At 43.1% G+C, this 11,702-nt stretch carries 11 protein-coding genes; 8 read left to right on the top strand and 3 right to left on the bottom strand.

Going from position 1 to position 11,702, the window contains the following annotated elements:
• Positions 1-29: 29 nt before the first annotated feature.
• Both WCY03_RS06695 and WCY03_RS06690 read right to left on the bottom strand, forming a co-directional pair.
• Positions 30-1,328, bottom strand: coding sequence for an ATP-binding protein (locus WCY03_RS06695; protein ID WP_345991399.1), 1,299 nt, complete (start codon positions 1,326-1,328; stop codon positions 30-32).
• The gene (locus WCY03_RS06690; RefSeq protein ID WP_345991397.1) at positions 1,312-1,974 is read right to left on the bottom strand and encodes a response regulator transcription factor; all 663 of its coding nucleotides are present in this window, start codon (positions 1,972-1,974) and stop codon (positions 1,312-1,314) included. Before WCY03_RS06690 ends, WCY03_RS06695 begins: the two co-directional genes overlap by 17 nt.
• An 87-nt stretch (positions 1,975-2,061) precedes the next feature.
• On the opposite strand from WCY03_RS06690, the gene dnaE reads away from it, so the two are divergent.
• Genes dnaE through WCY03_RS06650 form a run of 8 tightly spaced genes read left to right on the top strand, consistent with a single transcriptional unit; the run spans position 2,062 to position 11,019 of the window.
• Positions 2,062-5,649 (top strand): DNA polymerase III subunit alpha, encoded by a 3,588-nt coding sequence (gene dnaE, locus WCY03_RS06685; RefSeq protein WP_345991395.1) that lies wholly within the window; start codon positions 2,062-2,064, stop codon positions 5,647-5,649.
• 10 nt (positions 5,650-5,659) lie between these two features.
• A complete protein-coding gene (locus WCY03_RS06680) occupies positions 5,660-6,280 on the top strand; it encodes an ankyrin repeat domain-containing protein (RefSeq protein ID WP_345991393.1) in 621 nt (206 codons plus the stop codon).
• Positions 6,267-7,499 carry a M18 family aminopeptidase gene (locus tag WCY03_RS06675; RefSeq protein WP_345991392.1) on the top strand — a complete coding sequence of 411 codons (1,233 nt, stop codon included), beginning with the start codon at positions 6,267-6,269 and terminating at the stop codon, positions 7,497-7,499. The genes WCY03_RS06680 and WCY03_RS06675 overlap by 14 nt, the downstream gene beginning before the upstream one ends.
• Before the next feature lie 2 nt (positions 7,500-7,501).
• Positions 7,502-8,479 (top strand): HAMP domain-containing sensor histidine kinase, encoded by a 978-nt coding sequence (locus WCY03_RS06670; RefSeq protein ID WP_345991390.1) that lies wholly within the window; start codon positions 7,502-7,504, stop codon positions 8,477-8,479.
• A 13-nt stretch (positions 8,480-8,492) separates the two neighbouring features.
• A complete protein-coding gene (locus WCY03_RS06665) occupies positions 8,493-9,122 on the top strand; it encodes a protein-L-isoaspartate O-methyltransferase (protein WP_345991388.1) in 630 nt (209 codons plus the stop codon).
• Positions 9,123-9,140: 18 nt separating this feature from the next.
• Entirely contained in the window at positions 9,141-9,761 is a 621-nt protein-coding gene (upp, locus tag WCY03_RS06660) for a uracil phosphoribosyltransferase (protein ID WP_345991386.1), read from the top strand.
• Positions 9,758-10,639, top strand: coding sequence for a class I SAM-dependent methyltransferase (locus tag WCY03_RS06655; protein ID WP_345991384.1), 882 nt, complete (start codon positions 9,758-9,760; stop codon positions 10,637-10,639). Before upp ends, WCY03_RS06655 begins: the two co-directional genes overlap by 4 nt.
• Positions 10,640-10,680: 41 nt before the next feature.
• Positions 10,681-11,019, top strand: coding sequence for a hypothetical protein (locus WCY03_RS06650; protein WP_345991383.1), 339 nt, complete (start codon positions 10,681-10,683; stop codon positions 11,017-11,019).
• Between the two features lie 4 nt (positions 11,020-11,023).
• On the opposite strand, the gene WCY03_RS06645 is transcribed toward WCY03_RS06650, so the two are convergent.
• Positions 11,024-11,698: a YggS family pyridoxal phosphate-dependent enzyme gene (locus WCY03_RS06645; protein ID WP_345991381.1), complete on the bottom strand. Its 675-nt coding sequence runs from the start codon at positions 11,696-11,698 to the stop codon at positions 11,024-11,026.
• Positions 11,699-11,702 lie beyond the last annotated feature (4 nt).

Raw genomic sequence — 11,702 nt, 5'->3', positions numbered from 1 at the left:
AATATGAAAATGAATTTTAAATGAAATCGCTAAAAAACGATTTTTATATCCGTTCCTTTTCCCATGCTCGACTTTATGGACATTTTTGCATTATGAAGATCCACACTGTATTTTACGAGAGACAATCCGAGTCCGAAGCCCTCTGTTTTTTTATTTCTCGATTTATCGACCCGGTAAAACCGCTCGGTTATCTTTGCAATATCGGCTCCGTCTATGCCTATTCCTTCGTCTATGATCTCAAAGAGTATGCCTTCTCCTTTTTTATCTTGGAGCGATATGTAAATATCGGTATCGTCTTCACTGTATTTGACCGCATTGTCCAGAAGATTTGAAAATATCAGATTGAGAAGCAGGAGATTTGCGGACATAGAAACATTTTCGATCTTTTTATGCAGTCTGATATTTTTTGCCTGCAATTGAAGTGAATACTTGTCTATCACCGCTAAAAGCATCTCGTCAAGCCTGCATACTTCAAAGGAGGCTTGAATATTCTCCTTTGTATATCTTGTAAGCAGCAGCAGACTCTCTACGATCTTTTGCATCTGTTTTGCTTCTTGACGTATGGTACTCATACTCTTTTCATATTCACGGCTCTCTCTTGTTTTTCGCAGAGTCACGTCTATCTCGCCGAGGATCACGGTCAAGGGGGTTTTGAGTTCATGAGATACGTCTGAGTTGAATCTGTCCAGTGAATCGACTCCCTCTTTTAATCTTTTTATCATCGCATTGAACGAATCGACGAGTTCTTTTATCTCGTCATCCTCATCGGGTCTTGGGATGGTGGTGGAAAAATTGTTTACGGATATATCTTTGGCGGCTTTTATCAGGTTGTTGATGGGGATGAGGATCTTGTCTATCATCTTAGATGCCATAAACAGGATGGAAAAGAACAAAATGGGATTTAAGACAACGAGCGTGCTCACGATATCTTCCACTTTGTTGTCAATATTCTTTTTATATACCATGATGAAGTTCTTTTTCCCCTTGTATACATAAAGAGCATCGATGTTTTCAAGACTTTCCTCATTATCCAATATAAAAAAATTCTGATCTTTTTTTATGTATTCATTTATGTCCGCAATAGTAAAGTCCGCGGTTTTATATATCAAAGTACGGTCTTTGTCCAAAACCGCAAAAGCGGTATGAGGAAACTCTCTGGATATCAGAGCTTTTTCAATATCGGCTGCTTGATGCTCCAATTTTGTCTTAATATTATCGTTTATGCTGTTACTGAGAAAATAGTAAAAGAAGATGCTGAACAAAAGAAGGATAAAAGCGCTGACGCCTCCGAACCAAAGAAGAAGTTTTCTTTTAAGCTTTGTCTTCAAGTGTATACCCCAGTCCTCTATGGTTTTTGATGAGTTCTTTGCCGATTTTCTTTTTTAGATTGTACATAGTCACCTGTATGACGTTGCTGTTTAAAAACTCTTCGTCTGTCCACAGCTGTTCTTCGATCATGGCGTTGGAAACAAGATTTCCCCGGTGTTTAAGTAAAAAAAGCAGCAGTTCGTACTCTTTGGATGTCAAACTGATCGTTTGGGAATCTTTCGTGACCTGCTTTTTAGCCGGATCGATGACGATACCGCCCACTGTTACATGATCGCCGCTCGTACCGAGAGATCTTCTGTACAAAGCTTCAATGCGCGCTTCGAGTTCATCGAACGAAAAAGGCTTGCCGAGATAATCGTCGGCTCCTTGTTTGAGACCTGTTATTTTGTCTTTTACGTCGCCTTTTGCACTGAGCATAAGTACGGGTGTAGAGATATGCTTCTCTCTTAAAGAGTGCAGCACGTCTATTCCACTTTTCTGCGGAAGCATCCAGTCGAGAATGATCACATCGTAATCGTGCGTAAGGGCAAGGTATTCGCCTTCGTCACCGTTTTGGGCACTCTGGAGGATATGCCCGTTTTCACGCAGTCCTCTTACGATAAAAGAGGTGATGTTATCATCGTCTTCTATGATCAGTATTTTCAATTCTCTTCCATTCTTTTTGTTTAAAACTAGATTTTATCAACAAGATACTATAATAAAAATAATTTACTTTTTATACAGGCAGTCATTTTGAGCAAAAAACCGGCATTTACACACCTTCATCTTCATACGGAATATTCACTTTTAGACGGTGCGAACAAAATATCAAATCTAGTAGAGCGTACAAAAGAGCTCGGTATGAGTTCCGTGGCTATGACCGATCACGGCAATATGTTCGGAGCCATAGATTTTTATCATCAAGCAAAGGGTGCGGGATTAAAACCCATCATCGGTATGGAGGGCTACATCCATAACGGCGAAGAGATAGACGACAAGTCCACAAAGCAGCGTTTTCATATCTGTCTTTTTGCAAAGAACGAGGTAGGATACAAAAATCTTATGTATCTCTCCTCAAAAGCGTTCATAGACGGCTTTTACTATTTTCCGCGCATCAACAAAAAAGAGCTCCGTGAACACTCCGAGGGGCTGATCTGTACCTCTGCATGTCTGCAGGGCGAAGTGAACTGGCATTTGAACACCCAAAGCGAGCGCAACGTTAAAAACGGTGCTCTTGGGTATGAAGGTGCTAAAAAAGCCGCACTTGAATACAAAGAGATGTTTGGCGAGGATTTTTATCTTGAGCTTATGCGTCACGGGATAAGCGACCAGATGTTTATAGACGAGCAGGTACTTTCTCTGGCTAAAGAACTAGACATCAAAGTAGTGGCTACAAACGATACGCACTACACATATCCAGACGATGCGCAGTACCATGAAGCGTTTATGTGTATCGGAATGAACAAACTCTATGACGATCCCAACCGTATGCGCCACTCGGTACACGAATTCTACCTGAAATCTCCCGAGCAGATGGCGCGTCTTTTTGCCGATATCCCCGAAGCGCTCGAACACACACAGGAGATAGTCGAAAAGTGTCAGCTTGAGCTCAATCTGGGAAACCCGACTCCGCCGAACTTTAAGTTCACCAAAGAGTATGCGCAAAAAGAGGGGTTGGGAATAGACAATACGGATGATGATGAAAGCGTGCCTGAGAAAGAGCGCAGAAGCGCTATGGATAAAAACGATGCCGAGTATTTTATCCACCGCTGCCGTGCAGGGCTGGAAAATAGACTGGTACACGTACCCCAAGAGCGTCATCAGGAGTATAGAGACAGACTTGAGTTCGAGATAGAGGTCATCAACGGTATGAAATTTCCGGGGTATATGCTTATAGTCTGGGATTTCGTCAAGGAAGCCAAAAATATGGGTATCGCCGTAGGGCCGGGACGCGGTTCGGCGGCAGGGAGTCTGGTGGCTTACAGTCTGGAGATAACCGATATCGATCCTATGAAATATGACCTGCTTTTCGAGCGTTTTTTGAATCCTGAGCGTGTAAGTATGCCCGATATCGATATGGACTTCATGCAGGCGCGCCGCGGCGAGATCATCGACTACGTCGTAAAAAAATACGGACGCAATCAGGTCGCACAGATCATCACTTTTGGTTCACTTTTGGCAAAAGGGGTCATTCGCGATGTTGCGCGTGTATTAGACATGCCGCTAAGTCAAGCCGACAATATGGCAAAACTGATCCCCGACGAGCTTGGTATCACGCTAAACGGTAAAAGCAAAAAGGGCGAATTCATCGACGGTGCGTACCAAAAAGAGCCTAAGCTTGCGGAACTCATTGAAACGGATCCTCAGGCCGCACGCGTCTGGGAGTTTTCCAAAAAACTTGAAGGACTCAAACGCAACTCGGGTATGCATGCCGCGGGCGTTGTCATCTCCAACGAAGAGCTTTGGAAAAAGACGCCTATCTATAAACCATCAGGCGAAGAGACATTTGTCACGCAGTATTCTCTTAACTATCTCGAAGACGTCGATCTTATCAAGTTCGACTTCTTGGGACTTAAAACCCTTGACGTTATCGACAATGCCATCAAGCTTGTAAAAGCGCGCTACAACAAAGAGATCAACTGGCATGAGATCGACGAGAACGATCCGAAAGTTTATGATGTCATACGCGGCGGAGACACGATCGGGATGTTTCAGATAGAGTCATCGGGTATGCAGGATCTTAACCGTCGTCTGATGCCTGACAGTTTCGAAGACCTGATCGCGGTCTTGGCGCTGTATCGTCCGGGACCGATGGAGTCTGGGATGCTTGACAGTTTTATCGAGCGTAAACACGGACGTGAGGCGATCGAGTACACTTTTGCCGAGATGGAGCCTATCTTAAAACCGACCTACGGGGTCATCGTTTATCAAGAACAGGTCATGCAGATCGTTCAGACCATAGGCGGCTTCTCTTTGGGATACTCGGATATCATCCGTCGTGCCATGGGAAAAAAGAAAGATATGGCGGTCTATAACGACGAATTTTCTCAAGGAGCAAAAAAGCAGGGTCATGACTATGACAAAGCTTCAAAACTCTTCGATCTTATCGAAAAGTTTGCCGGGTACGGTTTTAACAAATCCCACTCCGCAGCTTATGCGATGGTTACTTTTCAAACGGCGTGGCTGAAAACCTACTATCCAAACGAGTTCATGGCCGCACTTCTAACAAGCGAAAAAGACAACACCGACAAAGTCGTTAAGTATATAGACGAGGTCAAGCATATGGGCATCACGCTTTCGCCTCCCGACATAAACGACTCGCAGCTGGAGTTTTCTGCGATCACAAAAGATGATCAAGATCTCATTCTTTTTGGGCTTGGAGCCATCAAAGGGGTCGGAAAAGCTGCGGTCATCTCGATACTCGATGTTATCAAAGAGGGCGGAGAGTTCATCTCTATGGAAGATTTCGTAAACCGTATAGAACCGCAAAAAGTGAACAAACGGGTTATAGAATCGATCATAAAATCAGGCGGATTCGACAGGTTCGGATATTCCAGAAAAGCGCTGCTCGATCAGATTGATCTGCTTGTGGATACGGCAAAAAAAGCGAGTGATGCAAAGAAAAACGCTATGGGCAGTCTTTTTGGAGACGACTCTGAAATAACGCAGGTCAAGCTAGATCTAAAAAATTCTCCAGAATATGAGCTAAGAGAGATACTCGAATTTGAAAAAAATACACTGGGCTTTTACGTATCCGGGCATCCGCTTGACACCTACCGCAAAGAGATGGACGAACTGACTTATACGCTCTCTTCGGATATCGAGAATATCGAAGACGGTTCGACGGCGATCTTTATCGGCAAAGTCGAAGAGATACAGAAAAAAGTCTCAAAAAAAGGCAACGCATTCGGTATCGTGACGCTTATGGACTTTCACGGAAATATCGAAATGATGCTCTTTTCGGACAAACTCGAAGAGTTAAATGCCCTGGATCTCGAAGAACCTGTCGCTTTTAAGGTAAAAGTTACCCATACCGAGATGTTTACCCGCATTGCGGTACTAAAAGTGCTTACACTAAAAGATGTAAAAAAAGAGTCAAAAAAAGTGAAGACGACCATCATGGAAAAACCTCAGGAACCGTTAAACGTCAGTATCCATCTCAACTCAGAGACAAAGGAGCTTGAAGAGCTCTATACGCTTGTAAGACGTCATCATGGAAAACGCGCTTTGAAACTGACCATAGTTTCCAAGCTGCAAAACGTCGTCATCGAATCGGCTATCAGAGTCGATAATAGTATATTAGAAGAGCTGCAGAAGCTTGAATATATAAACATCTTGTAAGGAGCGTCCAATGAGAGCCGTAGCATTTGTCTTTTTGTTAGTTTTGACACTGAGTGCTACTCCTCTCAACCGCGCCGTTAAAGAGGTAAATGAAAAAAGAGTAAAAGAGCTCTTAAAAGAGTGTAAAGATATCGACTTGCAGGATAAAAACGGCGATACGCCTCTGCATATTGCCGCTAAAGTAGGACGACTCAAGATCATAGAAGAGCTACTGCTCTGCAAGCCTGATGCAGATATAAAGAATAAAAAAGGCGATACTCCGCTTGCCATAGCCATAGCAAAAAACCAGATCAGCTCGGTAAATCTGATACTCGATTACAAAAAGAGCGTTTTAAAGCAGAAAAAGCAGAGATCGGATATGTACAATGCGATAATGAAAGACGATATCAAGACTTTTAAGGTCTTGATAAAAAAAATTCATAGCATAAACATAAAAGATAAGAACGGAGTGACGCTTCTGCACACAGCCGCAAAATATAGAGCAAAAAAGATTGTAAGATTCCTGTTGCAAAACGGAGCGGACGTAAAAGTAAAGGACAAAGAGTACAGAGATGCGCTTTATTATGCTATCTACGGCGGAGACAAGGAGATCATAAAGATGATAAGGAAAGATTTAAATGGACAAAAATAGTTTTAACGATGCGCTTTTAGGATTTTTGGACGCTTCGCCGACACCCTTTCATGCGGTGCTCAATATGGCGGGGATGCTTGATAATGCGGGGTTTACAAGAATAGACGAGAGAGAAGAGTTTGATCTTGTTCCAGGAGAGAAGTATTACATCACGAGAAATGACAGTTCTATCATCGCGTTTAACTACTACGAAGGGTATGAGTATCTTCTTGTAGGTGCACATACGGATTCACCGAACCTGAAGATAAAGCCAAATGCCGACGTAAAAAAAGAGGGGGTGAACCAGCTCGGCGTTGAGCCTTACGGCGGAGTGCTCTTGCACACATGGTTTGACAGGGATCTCGGTATCGCGGGACGTGTGAGCTACAGAGCCAAGAACAGAAGTTTGACATCCGCGATACTCGATATGCAAAAACCCGTAGCCGTCATACCCTCCTTGGCGATTCATCTCGACAGAGACGCGAATGCTTCAAAGACGATAAACGAGCAGAACCATCTGCCGCCGATAGTCTCGATGAGCAAAAATTTTTCATTAAAAGACGAGCTAAAAGAGATGATAGACGACTGCGAAGAGGTACTTTCGTACGATCTTAGCCTTTATGATACGCAAAAGGCTTCGTTTGTCGGCTTTAACGATGAGTTTATCACAAGTGCGAGACTTGACAATCTGCTGAGCTGTTATATCGCTCTTATTACTATTTGTTCGACCGACAAACCGATGATGATCGTTTGTTCCGATCATGAAGAGGTCGGAAGCGTGAGTACTGCAGGGGCGGGTGGATCGTTTCTGACAAGCGTGATCGAGAGGATGTTTGCCACGCCTGATGAGAAAGTAAGGTTTGCAAGAAGTTCGCTGCTTATCTCAGCCGACAATGCTCATGCAATCCACCCTAATTATGCAGACAAACATGAACCCTCTCATGCACCAAAACTAAACAGAGGCGTCGTCGTGAAGGTCAACTCTAACCAGCGTTACGCTTCAAACTCTGAGACGATAGCAAGATTCATAGATGCGGCGCAAAGCGTGGATGCACCGACACAGATGTTTGTTACAAGAAGCGACATGGGATGCGGTTCTACCATAGGTCCCATGACGGCGGCAAAAATAGGCATCGATACCATAGATATCGGTATACCGACCTATGCAATGCACTCTATCCGTGAAACAGCAGGCGTAGACGATGCTTACGATCTGTATAAAATCCTCTTAGGCGTTTAGTTATGATAACATCAGAAGAGCTGCAACACTTAATAGAGCAGACGTATAAAATAGAAAACGATTTTAAGGATCTTAAGGATTCTTATAATCATCTTCAAAACACGATAGAAAAAGTCGTGGAGTTCCTGCCAAACGCCATCTGGATATTGGAGAACGACGGCAAGGTGTTCTTGCAGAACTCACAAGCAAAAGAGCTGTCCGAACTTTTGGTGATATTGAGGCTCGATACGAATGATTACGAAATAAACTTCAAAGACAGATCGTATCTCGTAAAGATAAGCAATTATCAGGATAAATTTCTTGTGAGCGCTACGGATATCACGGAGCAGAAAAGAAAAGAGAACCTTGCGACCATGGGACAGATGGCGGCGCATCTCTCTCATGAGATAAGAAATCCAATAGGTTCCATCTCTCTTTTGACCTCTACGCTCAAAAAACGGGTAAAACCTGAAAATATCGCCATAGTAAGCGAGATAGAAAAATCTATCTTCCGTATAGAGAGGATCATAAAAGCTACGCTTATGTTCTCAAAAGGGGTACAGGCGGACAAAAAACTTTTAAAATGGAGCCAGCTTCAAGATGCGCTCAAAGAGATCATCGGTTATTACAGCTACTCAAAAGAGATACGTTTTGGCTTTATCGAAGATGATTTTACCATAAACGGTGATGCTGACCTGCTTTTGATGATGTTCTCAAACTTCATCATCAACGCCATAGACGCCATAGAACTCGACGATGAAGAAGAGGGCGAGATAGAGCTGAGCTATAAGAACGACGGAGAGTTCCACAGCTTTTATATCTACGATTCTGGCGTACCCATCGAGAACAAGCGCACGCTGTTCGAAGCTTTTAAAAGCACAAAGGTAAAAGGCAACGGCCTTGGCCTCATACTTGCAAAGCAGATAGCTACTGCGCATGACGGCGACGTTTTTTTGATCGAGGGTGAGAAAAAGCTTTTTGAGATAAAAATAAAGGTCTGAAAAAGGGATTGAGATGATATACGGTTTTTCTGACAATAAAAGTCTGGTCTATCATCTTGTTAATTCCGGTGTTTTACGTACGCCCGATATTATCAAAGCGTTTGAAAACGTCGATAGAGGCGATTTTGTGGGGAATACCGTTATCTCTGACATCTACGGCGATTATCCGCTGCAGATAGGATACAGCCAGACTATCTCTCAACCAACAACGGTTGCCATAATGCTTGAGATGCTTCAGCCAAGGCAAGGACAGAAGATACTTGATATCGGCAGCGGTTCGGGATGGACGACGGCGCTTTTGGCATATATCGCGGGAGAGAGAGGTTTTGTCACGGGACTCGAGCGTATCGATCCTCTTGTGGAGTTTGGCAATGATAATCTTAAAAGATACCGCTTCTCAAATGCAAAAATCATAAAAGCCGGTGCAAAACTCGGGATGCCCGGTGAGAGATTTGACCGCATCCTTGTATCTGCAGCCGCGGAAGAGTTTCCCTATGAACTGGCCGATCAGCTAAAAACAGGGGGAAGATTGGTGATCCCCGTTGGCAGTTTTATCTTTGAGGTCGCAAAAAAAGAGAACGGCGAGCTAGAGATATTTAAGCATTACGGATTTTCATTCGTTCCGCTTATCTTAGAAAAATAACTATATAAAAGGCAAAAAATGGTTTATGAACTGAAAAATCCTCTTACAAAAACCCTTATAACATATCTTAGAGATCAAAAAACAGGCGCTGTCGGTTTCAGGCATACGATAGCCGAGCTGACAAAACAGCTGGTATATGAGGCACTGAAAGATTTTCCGCTGGTAAAAAAAGAGATAACAACCTGGCAGGGCGAAGGCGCTTTTAATGCTTTAGACGAGAAAGAGATCATCGTCGTAACGGTGCTAAGAGCCGGCATGCCGATGCTTGAGAGCGCGATGGAGCTTTTACCCGGTGCCGTTGCAGGCTTTTTGGCCATGAAAAGAGACGAGACGACGCATAAAAGCGTGCTGTATTACGACAGGCTCCCCGATTGTAAAGGCAAGACGGTGCTCTTGGTCGATCCTATGCTTGCGACAGGCGGTTCGATGAAAGATGCGATAGCGTTGATAAAAAGCAGAGCTCCAAAAAAGATCATTGCCCTAAATATCATCGGCTCGCCGGAAGGTGTCAAAGCGGTAGAATCTGCACATGAAGACGTGGACATATACATTAGCCAGATAGATGAAAAACTGAGTGACGACAAGTTCATTCTTCCCGGCCTCGGAGATGCGGGAGACCGTTCGTACAACACTTTATGAAGATCGATCTAAAAGCAAAAAGTTCATCTGAAATACTGAAATGGTTTGAAAATAATCCCATAAAAGAGGGCGATACGCTGGAAATCGAACTCTCAAATACCGATATTGACAGGATCGGCTATAAAGCATTCGTGGATCTTGCACAGCTCTTTTTTATGAGGATGCTTACACCCTATGTAAAAGACGATACGGTCGTTTTGAAGTTTTACAGACTTCATCAGGAAAGCTCGTTTCACAAAAGTGGACAGAGCAGTGAAAAGTACGGCACTATGAGCGAGTTTTTTAAAATAGACAAGACCGCTCAGTTTGGCTTTTTGTATTACTATAGGCAGGCTTTAAGGTTTGCAGATATAAAAGAGAAAAAAAGGATATTGAATCTCGGTATAAACAAAGCCGATGAATTTTTCGTCATAAAAGAGATGCTTCAAGAGGATGAATTCAAAGCCAAAAAGTTCGTCGGTATAGATCACTCAAGCAGTGCCATAGCGTACGCAAAAGAAAGCTTTGCGCATCCCAACACCGAGTTCATCTGCCATGATATAAACAAACTCGATGAGCTTGAACTCGGAAGATTTGATCTGATAATCTCCATAGGCACTCTTCAAAGCAGCAGTATAGAGTTCAAGCCCGTTTTCATGAAGCTATATCAGGAGTATCTGGAAAAAGGCGGTTCGATCATACTCGGTTTTCCAAACTGCAGATGGATAGAGAGCGAGATGATCTACGGTGCAAAAGCCCCGAACTACTCCTTCAACGAGATGAGTCTGGTATTAAAGGATATCCATTTTTGTAAAAAATATCTGCAGCAAAAAAAATACAGGGTTATCGTTACGGGAAAAGACTACCTATTTTTAACGGCAAAAAAAATTGGAATATAATTTGCTCAGAACATGCAAAATATCTTGAAAGGGATGATAACATGGGCTGTATACCTTACGAGCAGATTCTAAATTATGTCGAGCGTGTGCATGTGGACAAATTCAATGTGTATTGTTACTTTACCTGTAAAGATGAAAGGGACAGAGTCAGGCATATCCTCTCAACGATCCCTTTTGAACCTTATGAGGGAAAGATGGTGTTTTCCTATAAAGATGTCCTGCTTCATCCTTTTAGGTCATGGGAGAGGTACTACCACACTCCCATCACTATCTACTCTCCGGATAACCAGGAAACGATAGTTCAAAAGGCGTTTGCTCTCATAGAAGACAAGTTCGACTGTAAAAACGGGACGCTGATCTTAAAAAACGTTCAAAAGTAAGTATCTATTTATTGAACATAAGCGAGCCTATGCGGACCATGTTTGAACCGCATGCGATCGCAAGTTCAAAGTCTGTGCTCATTCCCATAGAGCAGATCGTCGCACCTTTTAGACGTGAGTAGATATCATGAGTCGCCTCAAAACTTTTTTTTATCTTCTCTCTCTCGTCGGTATGTGCACCGATACTCATGACGCCTTTTAGGTGTATGTTTTTGCATAAAGAGGCTATCTCTTCATAGATGTCGATAGCAGCTTCGGGCATAACCCCCGATTTTGTCTCTTCGTATGCAGAGTTTATCTGCAAAAGAGCCTCCATCTTAACGCCGTGCGCTTCAAGGCGTTTGTCCAGTTCAAGGGCAAGTTCCAGAGAATCAAGGGATTGAAAAAGAAACGGGTTTGTCTTTATAAGTTGATTTATCTTGTTCTTTTGCAAATTACCGATAAAGTGCCATTCCAAAGGAAGATCTTCCAGTTCTTCGCTCTTTTTTGCAAGGTCTTGAACCCTGTTCTCTCCAAAAGCGCGCTGACCTATCTCGTAAAGTGCTTTTATCTCTTCGCTCGTAGAGTATTTGCTCACAGCGACGATCTTTACGATATGATGTGCACTGAGACTCAGTCTTGCTTTTTCTACTCTTTCTATTATGGAATCGATATGAAGTTTGTATTCTAATTGCGTCATTTTT

The organism is Sulfurimonas sp. HSL-1716 (assembly GCF_039645975.1).
Lineage (GTDB): Bacteria > Campylobacterota > Campylobacteria > Campylobacterales > Sulfurimonadaceae > Hydrocurvibacter > Hydrocurvibacter sulfurireducens.
Note: the sequence above shows the minus strand (reverse complement) of the source record. Positions and strands in the feature narration are given on the sequence as shown.

Excerpts from the sequence above, each read along its gene's own strand:
- upp (WP_345991386.1), top strand. The coding sequence starts at position 9,141 with ATGGTTTATGAACTGAAAAATCCTCTTACAAAAACCCTTATAACATAT.
- WCY03_RS06650 (WP_345991383.1), top strand. The coding sequence starts at position 10,681 with ATGGGCTGTATACCTTACGAGCAGATTCTAAATTATGTCGAGCGTGTG.
- WCY03_RS06680 (WP_345991393.1), top strand. The coding sequence starts at position 5,660 with ATGAGAGCCGTAGCATTTGTCTTTTTGTTAGTTTTGACACTGAGTGCT.
- WCY03_RS06675 (WP_345991392.1), top strand. The coding sequence starts at position 6,267 with ATGGACAAAAATAGTTTTAACGATGCGCTTTTAGGATTTTTGGACGCT.
- WCY03_RS06645 (WP_345991381.1), bottom strand. The coding sequence starts at position 11,698 with ATGACGCAATTAGAATACAAACTTCATATCGATTCCATAATAGAAAGA.
- WCY03_RS06665 (WP_345991388.1), top strand. The coding sequence starts at position 8,493 with ATGATATACGGTTTTTCTGACAATAAAAGTCTGGTCTATCATCTTGTT.
- WCY03_RS06670 (WP_345991390.1), top strand. The coding sequence starts at position 7,502 with ATGATAACATCAGAAGAGCTGCAACACTTAATAGAGCAGACGTATAAA.
- WCY03_RS06655 (WP_345991384.1), top strand. The coding sequence starts at position 9,758 with ATGAAGATCGATCTAAAAGCAAAAAGTTCATCTGAAATACTGAAATGG.